The organism is Saccharococcus sp. Marseille-Q5394 (genome assembly GCF_946901335.1).
Taxonomy (GTDB): domain Bacteria; phylum Bacillota; class Bacilli; order Bacillales_A; family Planococcaceae; genus Sporosarcina; species Sporosarcina luteola_C.
This window is the reverse complement of record NZ_CAMPPQ010000002.1, coordinates 1,378,965-1,400,158: the sequence shown is the minus strand read 5'-3', so window position 1 is coordinate 1,400,158 and position 21,194 is coordinate 1,378,965. Positions and strand designations below refer to the sequence as shown.

General features: G+C 40.9%; 26 protein-coding genes and 1 pseudogene. 4 read left to right on the top strand and 23 right to left on the bottom strand.

Features of this window, described 5'->3' with window-relative positions:
* Positions 1-7 precede the first annotated feature (7 nt).
* The 4 genes from OC538_RS17790 to OC538_RS17775 all read right to left on the bottom strand — a co-directional run bounded on the left by OC538_RS17790 (position 8) and on the right by OC538_RS17775 (position 3,240).
* A complete protein-coding gene (locus OC538_RS17790) occupies positions 8-355 on the bottom strand; it encodes an ArsR/SmtB family transcription factor (RefSeq protein ID WP_251694988.1) in 348 nt (115 codons plus the stop codon).
* Between the two features lie 92 nt (positions 356-447).
* Positions 448-921, bottom strand: coding sequence for a GyrI-like domain-containing protein (locus OC538_RS17785; RefSeq protein ID WP_251694989.1), 474 nt, complete (start codon positions 919-921; stop codon positions 448-450).
* 205 nt (positions 922-1,126) lie between these two features.
* The gene (locus tag OC538_RS17780; protein ID WP_262177735.1) at positions 1,127-2,446 is read right to left on the bottom strand and encodes a sodium-dependent transporter; all 1,320 of its coding nucleotides are present in this window, start codon (positions 2,444-2,446) and stop codon (positions 1,127-1,129) included.
* Positions 2,447-2,826: 380 nt separating this feature from the next.
* Positions 2,827-3,240, bottom strand: a complete 414-nt coding sequence (locus OC538_RS17775) for a pyridoxamine 5'-phosphate oxidase family protein (protein WP_251694991.1) — start codon at positions 3,238-3,240, stop codon at positions 2,827-2,829.
* Positions 3,241-3,396: 156 nt separating this feature from the next.
* Between OC538_RS17775 and OC538_RS17770 the strand changes: the two genes are divergently transcribed.
* Positions 3,397-4,557: an acyl-CoA dehydrogenase family protein gene (locus tag OC538_RS17770; RefSeq protein WP_262177734.1), complete on the top strand. Its 1,161-nt coding sequence runs from the start codon at positions 3,397-3,399 to the stop codon at positions 4,555-4,557.
* A complete protein-coding gene (locus OC538_RS17765) occupies positions 4,554-5,111 on the top strand; it encodes a DUF1273 domain-containing protein (RefSeq protein ID WP_262177733.1) in 558 nt (185 codons plus the stop codon). Before OC538_RS17770 ends, OC538_RS17765 begins: the two co-directional genes overlap by 4 nt.
* A gap of 474 nt (positions 5,112-5,585) precedes the next feature.
* On the opposite strand, the gene OC538_RS17760 is transcribed toward OC538_RS17765, so the two are convergent.
* Entirely contained in the window at positions 5,586-7,376 is a 1,791-nt protein-coding gene (locus OC538_RS17760) for an alpha/beta hydrolase family protein (RefSeq protein WP_262177732.1), read from the bottom strand.
* 168 nt (positions 7,377-7,544) lie between these two features.
* On the opposite strand from OC538_RS17760, the gene OC538_RS17755 reads away from it, so the two are divergent.
* The gene (locus tag OC538_RS17755; protein WP_262177731.1) at positions 7,545-7,805 is read left to right on the top strand and encodes a DUF4190 domain-containing protein; all 261 of its coding nucleotides are present in this window, start codon (positions 7,545-7,547) and stop codon (positions 7,803-7,805) included.
* 50 nt (positions 7,806-7,855) lie between these two features.
* On the opposite strand, the gene OC538_RS17750 is transcribed toward OC538_RS17755, so the two are convergent.
* The 4 genes from OC538_RS17750 to OC538_RS17735 form a co-directional block, all read right to left on the bottom strand.
* A complete protein-coding gene (locus OC538_RS17750; RefSeq protein ID WP_262177730.1) occupies positions 7,856-8,260 on the bottom strand; it encodes a DUF4870 domain-containing protein in 405 nt (134 codons plus the stop codon).
* A gap of 114 nt (positions 8,261-8,374) precedes the next feature.
* Positions 8,375-9,085 (bottom strand): hypothetical protein, encoded by a 711-nt coding sequence (locus tag OC538_RS17745; protein ID WP_262177729.1) that lies wholly within the window; start codon positions 9,083-9,085, stop codon positions 8,375-8,377.
* 105 nt (positions 9,086-9,190) lie between these two features.
* Positions 9,191-9,985, bottom strand: coding sequence for a VLRF1 family aeRF1-type release factor (locus OC538_RS17740; protein WP_262177728.1), 795 nt, complete (start codon positions 9,983-9,985; stop codon positions 9,191-9,193).
* Positions 9,986-10,077: 92 nt separating this feature from the next.
* Entirely contained in the window at positions 10,078-10,314 is a 237-nt protein-coding gene (locus OC538_RS17735) for a PepSY domain-containing protein (RefSeq protein WP_262177867.1), read from the bottom strand.
* A 145-nt stretch (positions 10,315-10,459) separates the two neighbouring features.
* Here OC538_RS17735 and OC538_RS17730 point away from each other — a divergent pair, with 145 nt between their 5' ends.
* Positions 10,460-10,618, top strand: a complete 159-nt coding sequence (locus tag OC538_RS17730; protein WP_251695000.1) for a YfhD family protein — start codon at positions 10,460-10,462, stop codon at positions 10,616-10,618.
* A gap of 68 nt (positions 10,619-10,686) precedes the next feature.
* Here OC538_RS17730 and OC538_RS17725 read toward each other — a convergent pair whose 3' ends face one another.
* From OC538_RS17725 to OC538_RS17655, 14 genes and pseudogenes are all read right to left on the bottom strand, one after another.
* Complete coding sequence (locus OC538_RS17725) at positions 10,687-13,857, bottom strand: ATP-binding cassette domain-containing protein (protein WP_262177727.1); 3,171 nt, start codon at positions 13,855-13,857, stop codon at positions 10,687-10,689.
* 284 nt (positions 13,858-14,141) lie between these two features.
* Positions 14,142-14,936 carry a protein phosphatase 2C domain-containing protein gene (locus OC538_RS17715; protein ID WP_262177726.1) on the bottom strand — a complete coding sequence of 265 codons (795 nt, stop codon included), beginning with the start codon at positions 14,934-14,936 and terminating at the stop codon, positions 14,142-14,144.
* Positions 14,926-15,375 (bottom strand): HIT family protein, encoded by a 450-nt coding sequence (locus tag OC538_RS17710; protein WP_262177725.1) that lies wholly within the window; start codon positions 15,373-15,375, stop codon positions 14,926-14,928. The genes OC538_RS17715 and OC538_RS17710 overlap by 11 nt, the downstream gene beginning before the upstream one ends.
* A gap of 32 nt (positions 15,376-15,407) precedes the next feature.
* Complete coding sequence (locus OC538_RS17705; RefSeq protein WP_262177724.1) at positions 15,408-15,866, bottom strand: NUDIX hydrolase; 459 nt, start codon at positions 15,864-15,866, stop codon at positions 15,408-15,410.
* A gap of 5 nt (positions 15,867-15,871) precedes the next feature.
* A complete protein-coding gene (locus OC538_RS17700; protein ID WP_262177865.1) occupies positions 15,872-16,279 on the bottom strand; it encodes a VOC family protein in 408 nt (135 codons plus the stop codon).
* A gap of 9 nt (positions 16,280-16,288) precedes the next feature.
* Positions 16,289-16,729: pseudogene (locus OC538_RS17695) on the bottom strand (ASCH domain-containing protein); the annotation flags it as partial.
* On the bottom strand, positions 16,729-17,184 hold the full coding sequence (locus tag OC538_RS17690; RefSeq protein ID WP_262177723.1) for an SRPBCC family protein: 456 nt from the start codon (positions 17,182-17,184) through the stop codon (positions 16,729-16,731). The pseudogene OC538_RS17695 and the gene OC538_RS17690, both read right to left, overlap by 1 nt.
* A 20-nt stretch (positions 17,185-17,204) precedes the next feature.
* Entirely contained in the window at positions 17,205-17,681 is a 477-nt protein-coding gene (locus OC538_RS17685; protein WP_251695005.1) for an NUDIX hydrolase, read from the bottom strand.
* A gap of 16 nt (positions 17,682-17,697) precedes the next feature.
* The gene (gene dnaN / locus OC538_RS17680) at positions 17,698-18,828 is read right to left on the bottom strand and encodes a DNA polymerase III subunit beta (RefSeq protein ID WP_262177722.1); all 1,131 of its coding nucleotides are present in this window, start codon (positions 18,826-18,828) and stop codon (positions 17,698-17,700) included.
* 15 nt (positions 18,829-18,843) lie between these two features.
* On the bottom strand, positions 18,844-19,416 hold the full coding sequence (locus OC538_RS17675) for a nucleotidyltransferase family protein (protein WP_262177863.1): 573 nt from the start codon (positions 19,414-19,416) through the stop codon (positions 18,844-18,846).
* 4 nt (positions 19,417-19,420) lie between these two features.
* On the bottom strand, positions 19,421-19,735 hold the full coding sequence (locus tag OC538_RS17670) for a DUF2087 domain-containing protein (protein ID WP_262177721.1): 315 nt from the start codon (positions 19,733-19,735) through the stop codon (positions 19,421-19,423).
* A gap of 20 nt (positions 19,736-19,755) precedes the next feature.
* Entirely contained in the window at positions 19,756-20,235 is a 480-nt protein-coding gene (locus tag OC538_RS17665) for a tetratricopeptide repeat protein (RefSeq protein WP_262177720.1), read from the bottom strand.
* 15 nt (positions 20,236-20,250) lie between these two features.
* Positions 20,251-20,619, bottom strand: a complete 369-nt coding sequence (locus tag OC538_RS17660; RefSeq protein ID WP_262177719.1) for a hypothetical protein — start codon at positions 20,617-20,619, stop codon at positions 20,251-20,253.
* 3 nt (positions 20,620-20,622) lie between these two features.
* The gene (locus tag OC538_RS17655; RefSeq protein ID WP_262177717.1) at positions 20,623-21,177 is read right to left on the bottom strand and encodes a DUF402 domain-containing protein; all 555 of its coding nucleotides are present in this window, start codon (positions 21,175-21,177) and stop codon (positions 20,623-20,625) included.
* Between the last annotated feature and the right edge of the window lie 17 nt (positions 21,178-21,194).

Below are 21,194 nucleotides of genomic sequence, written 5' to 3'. Positions count from 1 at the left end.
TTCCTCCTTATTCACAACAAATACGTAATCCTTGCGCCTCCAACTCTTCAATGGAACTTCCTTGATCTGGCAAGTGTTTAAGGACGCTAGAAATCAATGGATAATCTTCGTGTTCCTGATTGATTGAATAAAAGATCCACTGTCCCCTACGTTCTTCTTTCACCAATTCGATATCCCTTAATTTACGTAGATGTTGACTTATCGCCGGCTGACTCATCTTAAAGATTGCGACAAATTCACACACACAGCAATCATGTGATTCAAGCAATTTCATCATCGTCAGCCTCGTTTTATCCCCGAGAAGCTTAAATATTTGCGATGCTTTTTGTAAATCAATCGACTCTGTTGTTTTCATTTATCATCACTCCTCGTCAGTATCATATAATTATATGCTTATATATACAAGTGTAAAAAACCGGCAACCTTAAAAGATAGCCGGTTTTGTAATCATTGCATTGGTATTAGAATTTCTACGACTTCTTCCTCTGCATTTTCTTCGAGGTAGAATACCTCAATAGGAAACGATCGGTCATACAAATTTGGCTTATATCCATTCTCCCCCATCCACGCAAATAACTTTGAATACCCTTGATCGATCGTTTTATTGGAACAGCTGATTTTTGCATACTTCATCATCGGAAGTTTTAATCCGATCATGCCTTCTGGAATGTCAGTAAGCGAATCGACTTCTACACATGCAAAATAGGTTGCAACGATGTCATTGCTCATATACGGACTGATTAAAACATTCCTATCCTTGCAATTCACGACTTCATGTAACCGCTTTTCAAACTCCATATGAACCTTCATAGCCGCATCCGGGAATGATTCTGGAAAATTCGCTGTTATACTTTGTCCAATCAATTCGTACTCCCTTTGAACAACTTCATATTCAAATGTGGCAATCGTTTTTACTTCCATGAAATCTCTCCTCCAAGTCTATTTCCTATTTAGTTCTCCATTTGATATTGATTTTCCTTCGTTTGAACCTCCATCCTCGGTCTTCGTCTTTGTAGTTTTGATACTTTCCCCATCATCTGATTATTTTTATACTACTTAAACTAAAAACCAATTCTCCTCAAAAGAAAAAAGCATTCTTCAGTACGAAGAGATGCTTTTAAGGGTTTTATCCTATAAATGATGCGATAAAAATAACGACGATGGCAAGCGGTGCGATAAAACGTACGATAAACTTCCATGTATGATTCATGAATGGGTTCATTCGCAGCTCATCATCGGTTTCCGTCGTTGTCAACACATGGCCGGCAAAGTAAGAAATGAGCAATGCTCCTATCGGTAATCCGATTCGGCTTGTTAAGATATCTGCAAAGTCGAAGAAAGTTCCCCCAGGCAGTTTCACATCGGATAATACTCCAAATGATAACGCGCTCGGAATACCGACGATGAAAATTAATAATCCAAATACCCAAGCTGCCGTCCGTCTCCGTTCCAACTTCTCTCTAATCCCCGTTGAAACAACAATTTCCAACATGGAGATGGATGATGTCAACGTCGCGAATAATAATAAAATAAAGAACAGAATCAAAAAGAATCCACCGAACGGGATCTCATTGAAGATTGCCGGCAATACGACAAAGATCAATCCCGGCCCTTCTGCCGGAGAGTGCCCGAGTGCAAATACGGCCGGAAAAATGACAATGCCCGCGAGCAGCGAGATGAAAATATTCAAAATGGACACATTGAAAGCAGATTGGCCAAGGCGCTCCTCTTTCGGCAAATAGGACGCGTACGTCATCATCGCTGTAACTCCTACGCTTAACGAAAAGAATGCCTGTCCAAGTGCAAGCAACAATGTTTTTCCGGTCAAATACGACCAATCCGGCACGAATAGGAAGCGGATGCCTTCCATTGCCCCTTCTAATGTCAATGAACGAATCGCCAAGATGATGAAGAAAATGAAAAGCAAAGGCATCATCCAGCGGCTCGCGCGCTCTATTCCGCCCTTAATGCCGCTTTGGACAATCCATATAGTCAAAATCATGAACACTGCCTGTGCAATGAGCACTTCACCTGGATTCGCTATGATCGCATCGAAGAGTCCTCCATAATCGGCAACATCAAGAGTAAACAATAATGCTCTTGCCAAATAGGATAGGATCCACCCACCTACTACACTGTAAAATGATAATAGGATGAAAGAACTGAGTAACCCCATCCACCCAATTAAAAACCACGGCTTACCTGGTGCCAGTTTCTTTAATGAAGTGACAGCATCTTTCTGTCCCCTTCTCCCGATTACAAATTCAGCCAGCAGAATTGGCAATCCGATCGCCAATGTACAAATAATGAATAGCAATACAAAAACGCTTCCGCCGTTCGTGCCTGCCATATAAGGAAACTTCCAAATAGCGCCCAGCCCGATGGCGCTCCCGGCTGCCGCTAATACAAAACCAATTTTCGAGGTCCATTGCTCACGTTGTTTCATTCAATCACTCACTTCGTTCCTAGTGTCACCACTGAATTTTGTATCATTATACCGTATCATGAATACAATCAATACTTTTTTTATTATTCCGTATACTACCGTCTGTTATTTTGTTTTAATATATAGTTAAAGGGAACTATGTACTGTAACAGGAAGTGGTATAATAGTTTATTGTATATAGCCAGATGGATCGTAAACGGCTTGATGGGACTCGCAAAGTACCGGGGAGAGAAGAAAAAGGAGCTAAGCTATAAGGATACAAAGGCAATGCCCATTTCTGAATTGCAAATCGGTCTTAATTACCTGTTGAATTATGCAATCTTGAAATTGAATGATTGAAGACAAACCCCTTGCCAAATATTGGAAAGGGGTTCATCTTTTTAAAATTGAATATCTTGGGGGTCTTCTCCCTTTTTATTCATCAGACGCATGGAATCAGGGGTTACTTTCAATATGACAAGGTCCGGATCTTCAGGTCCAGTAAAATACGGTTTCATATGCTCATTCCAGACTTTCTTTTTCATGCTTTCCTCGTCGGAAATCGTTACGGTTCCCATAATTTCGAGGTACTCGTCTCCAAAACCTTCCCCATCATAGCCGATCAAAATATGCGTATTCGGATTCTGCTCAAGTTCATCCACTTTGTCGGTCTTTTTTGAAGTTGCCGTGTAGAGCGTAAAATCCTCGGTGAAAAATGTCATATACCTGCTGAAAGGCTTGCCCTGTTGTACAGTCGCCATCGTTCCGACATAGCTTTCATCCAGGATTTTACGAGCGGTTTTTTTCGCATCCATTTCAATCACTCCTCATTTATCGTCTCTCATAACTGTTCCTAAAATGAGGGGAAACTAAACATTCGGCAAGAAACCTATCAAATCAATTTCCAAACAAACTATCATGTGTCACGTATAATAGACATTAATGACAATGTCAATAAAGGATGTGTCTATATGGCAAAGGAGCTTTTCATAACAACGGATTTGCAAAGGGAATGGATGGATAAATTAAGCAAACTTGAACAACAATTTCGAAACTCGGCTGAACAGACGGACCGACTTGCTAAATTTCCTAAAGAAAATATACAATCCCTTGTTGGAATGGGCTATACAACCCTCGCACTTCCGAAGGAATATAGCGGAGGTGGAATGACCGTGACCGACATGATATTGATGCAGGAGACGATCGCTTCCTTTGATGGAGCAACCGGTCTATCCATCGGTTGGCATCAAGGCGTTGTCGGCGACCTTTATGCGAATGAGCTATGGGATAAGAACAATTTGGAACGGTTTGCAAAAGAAATTTTGAAAGGGGCATTAGTGAACCGTGCAGCAAGTGAAGCGCAAACAGGCAGCCCGACTCGCGGTGGTCGTCCACAAACGACGGCAGTCAAAAAAGATGGGCATTGGGTCATTAACGGCCAGAAAAACTTCACTTCCATGTCGCCTGTCCTCACTCATTCCCTCGTTTCTGCCTGGGTAGAAGAACGGGAAGGGATCGGCTTCTTCCTCGTTGATCAATCAAGTGAAGGTGTATCAATCAAAGAGACTTGGAATATGGTTGGGATGCGAGGTACGGAAAGTCATGATCTCGTTTTGGATAATGTAAAAGTAAGTGAGGAGGATTTCGTTGAGTTCAGTAAAGGCCGACGCGGAGACAAATTGAACGGTTGGCTTCTTCATATACCAGCCTGCTATTTAGGAATTGCGCAAGCAGCACGTGATTATGCAGTGAAGTTTGCTGTCGAATATAGTCCGAACAGCATTGCAGGGACGATTTCGGAACTGCCGAATGTACAAAGTCATATCGGCCACATTGATTTGGATTTGATGAAAGCAAGGCATTTTTTATACAGTGTAGCAGCCGCTTACGATAACCCGGAACGGCGTAAGTCGATGAATCAGGAATTAGGCGCAGCGAAGCACATCGTTACTAACGCGGCCATCAGTATTGTCGATCAAGCGATGCGTCTTGTCGGTGCGAAAAGCTTGGAGCTGTCGAATCCATTGCAACGCTATTATCGGGATGTCCGCGCTGGATTACATAATCCCCCAATGGATGATATGGTCATTTCAAAGTTGGCGCAATCCGCGATTGAAGGTATGAATAAATGATCAAAAGACTTGTCATTACAGGCTATAAAGCGCATGAATTAGGCATCTTCAATGATAAGCATCCGGGCATTGGCATTATAAAAAAGGCGTTGGAAAACCGATTGACTCCCCTACTTGATAGTGGCCTGGAATGGGTAATCGTCAGCGGACAGCCAGGAGTTGAGACGTGGGCTGCTGAAACGGTGATCGACTTACAAGATACTTATCCGGACTTGAAGTTCGCGATTATTACTCCCTTTCAGGAACAGGAGAAGAATTGGAACGAGGCGAAAAAGGAAGCGTATCAATTCATCCTTGCCCATGCGGATTACTCCGTCAGTTTAACGAAACGTCCTTACGAAGCCCCTTGGCAATTCATTGAACGGGATAAGTTTTTACTTCGGAATTCGGATGGGATCTTAATCGTATACGATGAGGAGAATGACGGTTCCCCGAAATTCATGAAGAAAATGGCGTTGAAATTTGCGGAGACGAGCGATTATGAAGTGCTGTCGATTTCTGCTGATGATTTACAGCTTGTTGCTGAGGATTTGCAGAGACGGGATTGGGATTAAACACTTTTCTGGGTTTATGATCACTTGCACGGTTTTATGATCACTTGCAGCGATTTATGATCACTCGCAAGGTTTTATGATCACTTGCAGCGATTTATGATCACTCGCAAGGTTTTATGATCACTTGCAGCGATTTATGATCACTCGCAAGGTTTTATGATCACTTGCAGCGATTTATGATCACTGGCAACGGTTTATGATCACTCGCAAGGTTTTATGATCACTTGCAACGGTTTATGATCACTCGCAGCGATTTATGATCACTTGCAACGGTTAATGATCACTGGCAACGATTTATGATCACTCGCAAGGTTTTATGATCACTCACAGCGATTTATGATCACTCGCAACGCTTTATGATCACTGGCAACGATTTACGATCATTTGTATATTAGCTTAGTTTGATTGTAGACTTCCCTCTCCATAGTAAAAGCTGTCCGTCAGTCAAGCGACTGCGGACAGCTTTTCTGCAAATCAATTCTGATGCTTCTCCAAAAACTCCAACATCTGGCTGTATACTTTAATTTCATTTTCCTTCTTCGAGAAGCCATGTCCTTCGTCATCCAAAACGAGATATTCAACATCGCGGCCAAGTTCTGTCAACTTCGCAACAATCTGATCGGATTCCTCTTTCACGACGCGCGGGTCCTTCGCGCCTTGGATGACAAGCATTGGCTTTACCATTCCGTCGAGATACGTGACTGGTGAATCTTTGATGAATCGCTCCTTATCACGCTCCGGATCTCCTAACCAGCGCTCCATGATTGGCTTCCAGTGGGGCGGAACGGAATTGACGAATGTGAATAAATCGGATACGCCAAAAATGTCCACAACCGCTTTGAAGTACTCGGCATGTCTTCCGTGCAGCAGCAATGCCATATAGCCGCCGTAGCTGCCACCAACAAGGAATAGACGATCACGATCCGTGATGCCATTATCAAAGAGCCACTCAATTCCCGCCAAGCAGTCTAGGCGTGGTCCCTCTCCCCAATCCTGTTCAACCATTTTCGTAAATTCCGAGCCATAGCCTGTGCTTCCTCGGAAGTTCGGTGCGAAAATAGTATAACCCCTATTCAAGAAGCACTGAAACATCGAACGGAACATTTTGCGTTCAGACGACTGAGGACCTCCATGCGGCCAGAAGATTGTGTAGCCATTCGCAGTTTCCTCTTTTGCTTTAAATAAAAGGGCCTCGATTTCCAATCCATCGAAAGATTTATAGGATACAATATCAGGTTCCACCATCCCCTCCTGGCTGACACCTAACACCCTATTTTCCGTTAATTGCTCCCACGTTTGTCCATCAGTTGATTTGAAAATGTTATGAGGAACTGTCGCACTGCGACCTAAAATATATAGATTTCCTGACTTGGCAAATCGCATTTGATCAATTACATCGACTGGCAATGTGCTTTCTTCGAGCTTTCCATTCTCAAGGTAGAAGCGATATAACTTATCTCCAACACCTTTAGAAGTGATGAAATAAAATTCCCCGTTGTCCTTATTGAACTTGATCGTCTGTACGCTTTCCCCCTCTACTTCCAACACTTTTGAAAAGGATTTTGTCATCAAATCAAACTTGGCAATATAGGTAAAGTCACTTTCAAAATCTGTCACAAAATAAATCGTGTTGTCATCCGTGAACACTGGATCACCCGCGACATGCACTTTCGAAGCATCCGGCGTTAAATTGAATGTGTCTTCGCCAATTTTCACGAAGCTAATAACATACGTGTTTGCGAAGGCCCTCGAAAAGACGAATTTCTCCTCATCATCCGAAACTGCAGCAAGTTGCGTAGGTGATATTTCCCCGATATTTAATAGGGTATCCACACCACTTTCCAAATTGCGCATATGCGTATTAAAATACATCGGATTATCCAACGATGTCACATAGTAGATTCTTTCTCCGTCATCGCTCAAATGACTGAAGTAGAACTTCTCATCCGACCCTCCAGTGATCAACGGCTGGGGCAAACCACCTTCAAACGGAATCGAATAGATTTGAAAATTTTCATCACCGTCACTATCAAACCCAGCTAAAACATACCGATTTTCAGGATCAAACTTGATAAAATTACACGACTCGTCCCGATGAGCAAACAAATACGGGAATGAATCAGGCAAGTCCAATGCCCATAAGTTCATTTTTCCATTCAAATTCGTATTAAAGATAAGCTTCGTTTCATCGTTGTTCACAGCGAAATTCGTAATCGTATACGTCCGGAAAAATTGCTCCACTGTCGGTTTTGAAAAAGGTATCATACTTTATTATTCCTCCTAGGCTACTAATCTATTTCCCATCCACATTATAGTATAACATTTCAATACTTATGAAAGAATGCCATTTCACTATCTCGTTTGAATATTTAATCATTTGTTTCATTCAAATTCGCATTACCCATTGCATACGCTATCTTAGTGGGGGTGAAAATGACGGAAAATGAACACCAGCAGCAAAATGGCATGGCAATCAGTTCACTTGTTTTAGGGATTTTGGGAGTCGTATTGAACCTGATTCCTATCATTCCTTACCTCTTGGGCATCCTAGCTATCATCTTCGGTGTCTCGGGGAATAAAATGCAAAATGGCAAAGGGATGGCGGTTGCCGGCATCGTTTTAGGGTGCATCACCCTGGGAATGAAAGTCTTCTTTTGGATATTCATCATTCTTTTGGGTGGGTCGGGCTATTAAGTGAATACAAAAATGCCGCACCGGGTAATTTTTTCGGAGCGGCTTTTTGATCACGGCTTTTCCAATTGACTTTCTACCAAATTCCCAATGAATGGTAGTTTAAAATAGTTGCCTTGATATGCTTGGTACATCATAAAGATCATCAGTGCGAATGCGAGCGGGCTTAACACCAGGCTTGCAATAACTCCGAATATAGGGATGAATCCCAATATGATGCTGATCAGGAAGATGGCAACCGCCGTAAAAACGGATTGCAAGGCATGGAATCGGATGAACCGGTTTTCTTTTTCCATGAAAAGAAAAATAAGACCGATAATAAAGATGTAACAGAGAAGCCCTCCCACATTCTCTGTTAGTCCGATTGATGTCTTATCTCCTTCCGCTTTAGCATGCAGCTTGGCCTCTTCTGCTGCTTGCTCATTTGCAGCCAGTCCTTCCTTGTCTTTTTCATTCATTTTCCGTCCCCCTTTCCCCTTTATTATATTGAACAGGTGTTAGAATGATGCCTGTTGTAGGCAGGCCCTTTATTCATATCAACCGCCACAAGGGGAAAGAGGAATTTAGTCAATTCAGTTCGATCCAGTATGATTGGATTTCCCTCTCAAATTACTCATATAAGTTGTTGTGAGCTGGTAGCTCTTGTCGATTTTTTCAGCTATGAAGTGTGATCTTTCAAAAATGACTGACCTCAAAAAATCCACTTGCCTGATCATTTTATCGATCACCCCTTCATGCTGTTCCATCCGCTCCACCATTTGAGTCTGTACCGTCTTTTGCTCTTCCAACGAGAGGGAGAATTGATCTTGTTTTTCAAGTTGTGCATTCATCTTCGTTAGAAGCTTCTCTTGATCGATATCAAATTTCTCTAACCGCTCAGCAATTTCCGCGTTCGAATGGTTCAGCATATTGATTTGTTCAACGAGATCTTCATTCATCTTCCTCTTGCTTTCGAGCATTTTTTGAAGCTCTTTATGTTTTTGATCCAAACGTTCCAATGTTCCAATCGCTTCTTGTTCAAACTGACGTTGCTGAGATTGATGATCCAGAATTTCCTCGAACCGGATTCCTGTCATTCTCCATCTATCGGATTGAATCCTTCTTTGTTTCTGTAGTTGCTTTTCCATTTCGCTATATTTTTCATTCATCATGTCGAAAGACTTCTTCTGTTCTATCATCGACTCCGATATGGAATCGGTCCGATAAATGGACTGGTTCCTTTCGGCAATATTTTCGCCTTTATATAGCTCTGAATGGCTCTTTTTATTAAAAAATAAACCCATAGTTCAACCTCCCATCAATCGTTTTCTCTATGATATGTTCAATCATATGTATCTGTACGAAAAAGAAAAAACCGTCCCTCTAAAAGGAACGGCTTTAGAATGATATTATTTTTCAAATACTTGATGGAGCACTTTTTTCGATTCGACGTTGTTCAGGTTTTTATAAATACAGTTGTTCGGCTTGGTTCGAAGCGTTTTCGCAAATGAGTTTGCCAGTTCGGCTTCGCCAACTACGTATAATTCCTTCCAGTCACGTTCTTTCCTCATCTTTTCTACAGTTACGCCGAGTTCTTTGTAAAAGCGTTCAAGGTTTTCTCTTAGACGATCATCAAGGCCATCACCTTGGCCTCCTCCAGACCCGCGTTGCAAAGATGAGCGCACGCTTTGTTGTTCTTTCCATACTTCCAGACCCGAGTCGAATTCATACGTTTTCTCGTCGTTGACAAAGCCCATCGCTGTATCCAAAATACGCACATCTCCAAAGCTCGTCAAGATGATGCCTGCCTCAGGATAGGCCTTTAACATATACTCCATTTCTTCTACTACAGGATGGTCTTCCCAGTGGAAGCTCGTCTTCACTTGAACTTGCACATAATGGACGGACCATAATTCTGGATCTAGAGACGCAAAAATAACGACCCCTTTATTCAAGTCGTTTTGATTATTTTCAATTTCCTTCGTCACTTTTTCTTTCAGTTTTTTATACGCTTTGATCTCTTTTTCATCTTGGGAAGCTTCCAAATACTCGGAGATACGTTTTAAACCGTTTTTCAGATGGATTTTCCATGCTCCATTTTGCTGTTCCGGATCTGCAGGGTTCGTATTCAAGTACACACTCAACACACAACGGGAATCACATTTAAATTCCTTCAACTTTTGCAGTTCTTCACTAAGTGACATATATCCCGAACCTCCTCATACGTATGCTGTTACTTAACATACCCAATCCATTCCGATCTAAAACGGGAGGTTCGGTAATACATCAGCTTGAATTAATCCAATTTCACCCTCAGGACCTGCCCGGACACTGCATCTACTTTCACTTCGTATTTGAGTCCTTGATTTGTACGGATGTCGATTTCATAGAGCAATACTCCATCATCGAAATCCAATTCAGCCTTGACGACCTCACCCGGCACACGTTTCAAGGCGATATCAATTGCTTGATCCAATGAAATGCTACGATACCTAGGATTTTGCCAATGGCCTTCCCAATAACCATTAGTCATGTTATTCACTCAACTCTTGCCTCCAAGTCTTTATTGGCGTTCATGTTCAGCATATTCAACGGGATGTTAAATGTGCCCGTTCCGGCATAAAACAAAGTCGGAAAGCCATAGTATGTAGGATGTCAAATTGAAAGGAGCGATCATTGTGGGAAGAGATAACCATAATAATAAAACAGGCGGAAATAATACCAGTTCCTTACCACAGACACCTAAAAACCAGAAAATAAAACCCAGTAATATGACTGAGGAGATTGCCAAGGAATTCGCAGAGCTGCGAAAAGCTAAAAAGAAGAAAAATTTGTGATCGTAACAGAATGCCCCTACACCAGATAGTCTGGTGTAGGGGCGTCATTTTTATTGATCGAAGTAAAATTAATTATTATGTTCCAAGCATTCATAAACCGCCATCATATCCCGTTTATCTAACTCGCGGATACGATTAAAAATGGGGATGTCTGCAACAGCTTCTGTATATAGGTTTTCATCCAATACATCACTTACTTTGCCTAAAAGCCATGTTTGTACGTCTGTTCCTTCGACGACTTCACTAAGACCTTCCTCATTGATGCCAGTTGCATGGCAGCTTACACAAGGAATGGTTAATTTAAAGACACCATCGTGCAAATTATCTTCTGAAATGACTTTTTTACCTTTACAGAAAGCACACGGATTGGCCTTCCTGATTTTATTTATTTGGGTAATTAACTTTTTGTAACCGAAAGCCTCATAGACATAGGTCAGTTTTTTATATTTACCATTTGTGAAATACTTATCGATGATCGTTTCTCTTGTTTCCTTCACATTTGGGAAGTCACAGATCGTCACTTGATTAGTGCTGCTGATCGATTCGATAGTACCTTTGATCGTGTCCCAAAATGGCAATACATTTTGCAATACCATTTCATAACCAGTAAAGCTTGCCTGTTCCAATTCGAACATTTTCAGAGCAACTTGGGTTTCTCGTGGCAGCAAGGAGACATCTTCAGTCAAAATCATGTCGCCGCCTACAATCGATTTCAATTTGATGAGGACAGGCAACTCTCCTACAACTTTCAACACTTCCTCGATCGGCTGTCTAATTAATTCACGAATATCCATGCCTCCAAATGTAAGCCGCTTATGGTGGTTTAAAACTGTCCCCTCACAAATTGGACATGTAATCATTTCTTTTGAAGCTTTCATTTGTTCTTTAATCTCAGATTTTGATACGACCATATACATCCCAAGAATCGTGTTAAAGCCTACCCATGTTCTCCGTGTCTTGCCTTCCCTATCATAAAACGAACTCTCAAAATACCCGTACCAAAATGTATGCTTTTCTTCATCTGACATCTCTTTATAGCTTTTTGTCAGGTCATGTCCTAACTCATTATTAATTTCCTCAAACAGAAATTCCAGCTTTTCGTATTTATAAAACTTTAATACTTCCATTACATCTGGATGGAACAATCCATCCCAGAATGGAACAGCTTCATCCTGAATGACAAGATCTTTATCAAATACTTCAATCTGCAAGCGCCCCGAACATGATGGACAATGATTGTCCTTATTATAGAAGTCGAAGCTTCTCGTATCCTTATTCGTCGGATGCGCCGCCACGATATGATTGATGAGACCGCCCAACTCATAGAGAAAACTATATTGGCTATATAAATGTCTTTCAAGATCAATGGCTATGACAGGTGCGATTTGTTCTGATTCATATTCACCGTAAATCAACCGAGCCATTGATGACAAGCTTTTTAGAATGCCGCCTTTATAGATGTTCTCTGCGTTTTTAAAATAGGCGATATTGTTTTTTGTTAAATAAGAGATACCCTTTTGCTGTTTAAGAGTAGATGAAATATGCGATGGCAGCTCAATATCATCCTTGTTTTTATTCTTGTAATAGTCATTATGACTAACAACATCTAAATGCGTGACAGGGTCACTCTTCCTCTTCCCAAAATCCACGATAAAATCCGAGCTTTCCATCATATATTCATTATGTTCAATCATGATGATTGAAACGGTTTCATCTTGCAGAATTAGTCTAATGCTATCAATGAATTGGTTTAAAATATTTTGGGATAAACCTTTTGATGGCTCGTCAAAGATAAAAAGCGTATGCGGTTTTCTTGAGTTGGCAAACAGCTCCGAAACTAAGTGAACACATTGAAATTCACCAGTCGATAACGTCTGTGTCTTTCTTTCCAACGTCAAATAACCGAGTCCGAGTTTGATCAATAAGCTCAAACGTTTATGCGCGATGTCTTCTTTTGGCAGTTCATCAATAATATCTTCAATCGACCGTTCAAAAATATCATCAATTTCGTCACTGTACTTGTTGAGTTTCTGTTTAATTTCAAGAAACGTTGCAACAGTCGACCTGCTCGTAATCGATTGGTTCCGGTCTTGCCCTACCACGACCAATTTATCTTTCGGATATCGCTTTACAAAATCTGTCGCTACACATTCATTAATAAGTGTAGATTTACCGCAGCCAGACTCACCAGTGACCGTCACAAGTCTATTTTTCGGAATCTCAAATTCAGCCATTTGAATATTACGGCAGTAAAGATCTTTAAATACATAAGTTTCCGTAGGTTTTTCCTCATTCAACTCTTGAAAAACAGGTTGTGGACGCGGTGATTCTTCTACAATTTTTCCGCCGTATTTACCACTGCCCGGTCCAAAGAACAATTGATCATCCGTTATATCGAGCACAGTGTCAGAATGATCGATGAGCCAAATTTGATTTTTATAGCCCAGCTTCTTAATCTGTTCTAAGATTTTCAATAGCGTTTGGCGGTCAAGACCGACTGATATTTCGTCAATGATAATAACGGTATTTTCACTTGCTGCCATGAACTCAGCCAAGTATAGACGTGTTAATTCACCGCCAGACAATGTACCCATAATCCGATTTATCGTTAAGTATCCAATATTCATATTGATAATGTTTTCGAGGATCAGTTGTTTCGCTTCACTAATATGTAATTCTTCGGCTAGAGAGAGAATGTTTTCAACGCTCAAGTTATTAATATCTGAAATTGTATGTGGTTGATTCGATAATTCAATTGTATATTGCTCAACTTCTTTATTATACCGTTTACCGGAACATGTTTTACATTCGACATTACTCGTACTTCCGCGTCCTTTACATTTGGGACACCAGCCTAATTCATTATTGAATGAAAATGTTTCCGGTGAAAGATTAAATTTATCAGCAAGACAGGCACGGATTTCCGTAAAAACGCCAGTATGTGTACCGATCGTTGAACGTGGATTTGAAGATATGGATGATCTTCCGAGAAACAGCACTAGAGGCATCTCTTCCATCCTGATTGCACTGAAATTCGTTTCCATAATATTTGGGAATAAATACTGATATTCGGCCTTTGGTAATAAGGAGACAAGTCGCTTCTTCGATTCTTCTCCAATTGTTTGACTGAACGTTGTTTTTCCAGATCCGGATAATCCTGCAATGCCTAACGATTTATCTTCCGGAAGATCTGCATCCAATCGTTTAATATTATTCGCGATTAATTGATTTATTTTCATTTTGCCACCCTTTCTATTCGTTACCTTCACTATTGCCAACTGTTTTAGACTTCAATACAAAACTTGTAAACCAAGCATAACCGAATCTGATACTATGTGCCATACTATATCCAGCTCTGAAAATCTATGTGTTTTTCTGGGAAGCAAGAGACTGGAAAAGACTTGTTTTTATAGGCATGGTGTTAGGTGCAGCCGTTTGTCTTAAACTTGTATCATAGAGCGAAACATCAAACAAAAGCCTAATTTCTTAGTTACTAAAGAAATTAGGCTTTTATTATATTTTATTAATTTTCAACAACATCACTTGGTATGCTACCTTGCTGCGAGATATTAACTGTCCAACCAATCATAGTCGTGCTGTCTCTTACATTATTCTTTTCAATTTTAGTCAGAATTAAAGAAAACGCGTCTTCAAGTTGTTCCCCATCCATTTTTTTCACTAAATCAATCGGATTCGAATAGGGCTCCCCCGGACATTCAAGTAAGCCATCCGTCGTCATGAAGATGCGATTTACACCTTTCCTTAATTCCCGAATTCCTGAAGAGAAGCATGGCACGGCTTTATCGAACGTATTCACTTGACCAATCCACTCATAGAACTGCCTCTGATTCAATTGAAATTGGTCGAGCGCAATGAAATCAGGATGAAAAACGTACACTACGCAATCTCCGACAGAAAACCACCATAGATAGTTATCTTTTCGAATACAGATTAGACAAGCCGTCTCGCCTTTAACCTTCTTGCATTGATCAAGAAATTTGTCACTTTGGAAGATGGATAGAAGTTTTTCTTGCAAATCGTGAAATCCCGGCTTAGCTATCAATCTTATAAGCTCATGATGAAACTCATCTAATGTACGGATGATCAGTTCGGCACTCTCAGCACTGTAATGCGCATCTAAAATCGCTGCAAATTCCCAGTTCTCTCCTACCCAAACAATGCAGCCATCTTCATTCTTATACTGTCCAGCGGAAGAATTTCCACCGAATCGTCCGACCTTCACACGATCTATCGAGCAAACATTTTTCTCGTCGATAAAATCCCTTTCACTACCAACCCAAGAAAACCTATTGCGCATTGGTTTTCTCCAAGCACGAGCGCACCCGTTCACACAGCGCGATTATTTCATGATTCCCCCCTATTGGTGCATCGGACCAGTCCCGGACCGACATCGGGCCCCAATATTGCTCAGGAGTGCCTGGATAGCGTGGAACGATATGCATATGCAAGTGAGGGACAGAATTTCCGGAGACGAGAGAGTAAATATGCTCCGCCCCTTCAGTCACCATAAGTGCCTTGCTTACTCGTGCCATCATACGCCCAAAGACAACTGCTTCTTCTTCCGTCATATCACCAAGTGTCGGGACATGCCTTTTCAGATCAATTATTAGATGTCCCAAATAACCGGGTTCTCCATTATTATCAATATGGCCTACGAATACGAAATCATCTTCATAGATGGTGATACCATCCGTTTTTAATTCTCCCAGGTGTTTTTTACAAATGAAACATTCCATTTTCTTATCCCCCATTATCGTAACTAAGCACTCTATTGCACCCTCTGGATCTGATTATATTCAGTGAGAATCGGCAAATCGGGCGGGCTTATGTTACTAGGTAAATCATATATCGAAAAGAATTGCAAAAACGATACTTCATTTTTCTCCGCCATTAATTCACCATTATATTTATCACAAATATATGTGGCTACAAAGTTGTACACTTCATCGCCATGTGGATAACGATAATAAAATTCCTTACCGGAATAGACGTTGAAAAAAGAAAGCTCGTTTGCAATTAGATTCGTTTCCTCATAGAGCTCTCGCTTTGCCACATCTTCCAAGGATTCTCCGAGGTCCATAGAACCTCCCGGCAATCCCCAGCATTTGTTATCCGTCCGTAGTTGTAAAAGGATTTGATTCTCTGAATTAACTACTATTACATTCGCCCCTACCATTATGAGTGGTCGAGATCCGACTAGTTCTCGCAATTCGCTAATATACCCCATAGCCATTATCTATCCTTATTATAAGTTGGACTCAATTCACTCCATACATCAAATTGATTCCCGTCTATATCCGAAAACACAAAATTGATACCTGCATGTCCCCGTTTTTCAATTTCTCCGACCTTCACATCGCGACCCAATAATTCTTCATGCAGCATTTTTAAAGACTCTTCCCCATCAACTTCAAATGTTAGAGAAAACCGCTCATTCCCATATGCATCTAAAAAGTTGGCCGTCTCATTTTCTTTCGCCATAACGAGAAAGAAACTTTGATCAGCCAAATTCATGATCACCTTGTCTTCGTCCTGATAAGTTAATTCCGCATCCAGCTTGTCTACATACCACTCAGCAGCCCGTTCAACATTAGACACAGGAATATACGAGGTCCCAACCTTTAGTAATCTACTATTCATTCGTCCGCTCTTATCATTTACGTCTACTAACTCAAATCGTTCACAGACAAGCAGTAAATCATCGGTGAACTCCAGTCCAACTTTGTCCAGTTCTCTTTTGAAGTAGCGTTCATGGATCTCCCTCCAATTCCGGTACGACCCATCTCCTTCCGCCAAAGCAAACTCTTCCGTCACTTCATTCATCGGCATGACGGATACATCTATCGTTTTAATAATTGCGACAGGCTCTTCTCGGCTATTCAGGATAATACTGTATTCCTCAATTACCGGAATTGGTTCATTCTCCAGTTCATATAATACATGCGCTGAACAAGTCGCCGTCTTCTTTCCTTCAATTACAGATTGAGCTAGCTCATCCGCCGCTTCGCCAAACTTCCACGCACTGACTACTGCAGGACGATCACTATCAACCCAAAATCGATCCCAATATTCCCTGGCAGTTTGATTCATCACTTGTCCTCCTCATTTTCCGCAACCCTTTTCACTCGTTCAACAAAATCGACAACGACTTTATCATTGCCAAATAGCAAAAGCAACTTCACAAACCATTTCAGCGGCCTGTTGGATGTTGTGTAAATAAATCTAGTTTTATCATCATCCAACTTTACCAACTCATATCCCGCCGTTATTTCAAACATCCCACCAAGCGTAAAGCCGACTTTCATCTTTTTTTCATTTGGTGTATCTAAATAATCGAGAGTTTCGACTTCATACTCCATTACTCGCTTGCCTTCTTTGTATTTCTGCAAATAAATACTCCCAACCATTCCTTCAGTAACGGTGACGGGTTCATTCGAAACAACTTGCGGCATAATCTTTTGCATGTTTTCCAGCGAGCCATCAAGGTACTTCCAAACATGATCAATCGGCGCATCAATCTCAATTTCCTTCGTCCACTGCTTCATTCATACATCTCCTTTATACTTTAGTTAACTGCAGTCAAAAATGAATAATGCTTTGATAAAAATTCATCCAATATGTCCTTATGACTTGTAACGATGGTGTCGGGCAACTCATGAGGATGAAAATAGTTAAATGTAATGGACTCAACCTGATCGACCACTAAATCCCCTATTGCATTTTCTGCATAATAAGCGGTTGTCACGACATAAAATTCATCCCCGTTTGCTGCTCGAATAAAATGTTCAGGGCCAGAGTAAACATTGATCAATGTCAGTTCATCCACTTGCAGTCTAGTCTCCTCAAAAAGTTCACGCCTCGCCACGTCCTCCGTAGACTCACCTAATTCCATTAGCCCGCCTGGAATTCCCCAAGCTCCCTCCGGAAACTTCCGCTGTTGCAGCAATAACCGACCCTCTTCATCTATAACAATTACAACCGAACCGACGAATATCAATGGCCTGTGTCCAACTAACTTCCGCAATTCTTCAATATAGCCCATGTCCAAGCCCCCTGTATTATGTTCGCAGCGGTGAAATCAATTGCATATATGATGCATCATTTTCCGGCTGAATGACCGCCGGTTTCATCACTCCGCAAAAACTGATTGTCACCTGTTCTTCCTGTATCCCTTTTATGGCTTCAAGAAAAAACCGACCGTCAAAAGTCATATCAATAGTCGGTACTCCATCCAAATTGCTAATTCTTTGTTGCTCTTCAATCACTCCGATTCCTGCCGAGTTTGTTGATATTTTTAAAATACCATTGTCGATCAGAGCCAAGTGTACATTGTTATGCTTCCATTCTTCGGAGAAAACGCAAGCACGGTCTATCCCAGCTATCAATGTTTTCGTTTTCATCGTGATCTGTGTCACAAAATCTGTCGGGATTAATGATTGGGTGTTCGGATAGTTCCCTTCAATTAATACGGAATACAAAACCGTGTTTTCTGTGGAAAATACAATCATATTATTCGCTATCCAAATATGTACAGTGGCAAGGCTGGATTCTTTCAACTGTAGAATTTCAATCAAGCTTTTACTTGGAACAACGATTGAATGAACTCCTTCGGTAAAAGTGATTGGTATCTCTTTTCGCGATAGGCGGTGGGAGTCAGTTGCGGTGCAAATAAGTTTGTTCTTTTCAAACCGCATCTCAACACCTGTAAGCACCGGCTTCGTTTCACTTTTAGAGACAGCAAATATCGTTTGCTTGATCACTTCTTTTAATGAAGTAATAGCAACATCACCATAGTGAAGGATTTTGATCTCCGGCAGTTTTGGATAATCGGCTGCACGTAAGCCATTCAGTCTCGTTACAATATCACCGGACCTGATGAGTACTGATTCCATATTACTAGACGATATTTCGATGTCGTCTGGCATTTTCTTTAAGAGGTTCAAAAAGTGCTTGGACAATACGACTACACTCCCTAATTCATGAACTTCAACGACTGTTTCCTCATTTATGTGAAACGGGATTTTCTTTTCAATGAATAATTCCGAATTGCCGCCTGTTAGCACTATCCCGTCTAGCGTTGCTTCGATTTTAATTCCAGACAGGATTGGAAGCAGACTTTTACTCGAACATATTTTATGTAGCTCTGACACGATTGCTGTAAACAATGAATTCTTTATAGTGAATTTCATGGAATACTCCCCTTACTACTTTTCCATTTGTAATAGTTCAACCTTATGCCATACCGACTGCCAATTCTTCTTTCGAACTCGGTGATGATAATATTCCATCTGCTCTTTTGTTTCACTAAAGTATGGTGTTGGCCGTATGTGGAAGTTGACGACATCTTCAATTCCATGCGGTGCAGTCATCACTACCCTTCCGTCTTCATCGAGTTGCACGCCTAATGCAGTGGCTGTTTCAGGGAACTTGGCTATTGCTTCGGTGGATGACGAATAGGGAAAATCATTGTTCACAGTATGCATTCTGGCTTGGTTTTTCACAGACCACGGAATACCAGGATGACGCTGTTTTAATCTATTTTCATAGTGTTTTTCTATTGCTTCATTTACATTTGATTCATCAAAATAAATTACATCAATATCTGGCAAAAGTGTTCTTTCATTGAATTCATGAAGCACATCCCAGATTTTCGATCGCACGAAACCCGCACACACCCACCAATCGGGTAAATTTAAAGACTGTGCACTCCATAAAATATCCATCATCCATTTGTCCTCCTGAATAATACGGATGATGCCATCATTAGTCTGAATCATTCTATTATCCGGCTTCCTTATTTCCAATCCAATACTCCTTCCCATCATCACTACGATTCATGAACCCATAGTCGATAAAGAAACGTCGAATGGTCGCAAAATCAGGATGAATCTCTTTAAGAATCACGTTTATTTCTTTTTCCAAATACACTTTTCCAACTTCAAACCGCTTAATTATTTCTTGGGCAATGATGTACTTCCTTTTGTCTCTGCTTGGAAACGTTTCAAGCGGACCGCCCAATCCTTTTCTAAAATAATTTCTCAACACTTTTTCTCGTTCTATCTCTGTAACTTGAAATCTCTCTTCCAATGTAATCATTCCTTTTTATTTGAATATCTCTACCATGTCTTATCAAGCTTGTCCGCATAGAAACCAATCGCCCTATTGTAAGAGGCGATGTCCGGATCGTTTGAAGTTTGGACAAGGCAAGTGAGCAGAATCTCCATTGCTTTTACATGTTCTCCTACGTTATATAAGGTCATTGCATAGAACGTCTTCAACGCATTGTTTTCAGGAAAACGCGCAAGTCCCCTTTCAAAGACAGCCCTTGATTTTTTATAACTCCCCAATGTCCGATATGTACTGCCAAGTCCGATAATTGCACCTAAGGCATCTTCGTCGTTCAACCCCAATTGAAGCGCTTTTTCATAATAGGGAACAGCTTCTGCTTCCTTTCCCAAGACGTCAAAACTCCATGCACATTGGTAGTTGATCTCGGCACTTTTCGGATCGTCTTTTGCCATTGTCTGTAGTATTTCATTCGATTCAGTGAGTTTTCCTTCACTTCTCATTAAAATAGCTTTGTTAAGTTTCTCCATCTTTCATTCCCTTTCTTATCCTTCAACCATTGCTAAATAAGGAATTTCCTCGCCATTAATAATTACAATATAGACTGGTGTATTTGTCTCATAGATAACGGTACCAATAGGAAGCTTATTTGCAGTTCCATTTCGGAAGCCGAAAGCCTTCTTTTTCTGTTTTTTTATCTCCAGTACCTGCTCACCAATTGTATAATCCAACTCGAGCACCCATTCGACTCCTTCAACATTGGAATAAACAATTCCTTCATACATAAAAATATCGGCATTGTCATGAGATAGAAAATCCTTCGGTGTCGGATTTCCCTTGTAGGCCTCTTGTATGCTGGAGCAGCCAGTTAGGCTAAGAAATACAAAAATGGTTATGAGCAAAAGTCGGTTCAATACTTAGCCCTCCAATGCATTGCTAGTAGAAATAACATCGAAGTGAACTTTTGATAGTTCAAGAAGATTGAAGCTGTTTTCAGCTACCAACTTTTTAATGCGATCGAACTCTGTCCACGCAAGTGCAAATCCGGCCTCTGATATGACTTCGCTGTTGAGCGCTTCTTCTAATTCGTCAATATCTTTCTCTATTATTTCCCCATTTGGCAGTACGATCAGATCCAAAAACAAATCATCCATCCATGTACCATTCGTGAGACAATAGCCATTCTCTCTGCAAATATCGATATACCATTGGACAACTTGTCTGGTTGAATCAAAAACCGTCGTCATGGAAAAATGCTTTCCATCCGGAAAATGCTGCAGCCAACTGTATCCCTTATCCGCGATGCAGACTTCCCTTCCCTTATATGTCATGAACAGTGGTGCAGCTACATTATTCATTTCTAGCAGAGTGACATATCCTGTGAATTGCGATGTGGAAATATATTTTTCTGCATATCCTTTCTCCACAATCCGCTTCCAATCATACCGACTGCCGTATTTACGTTTTAGCATTTGCTACACTCTCCGTT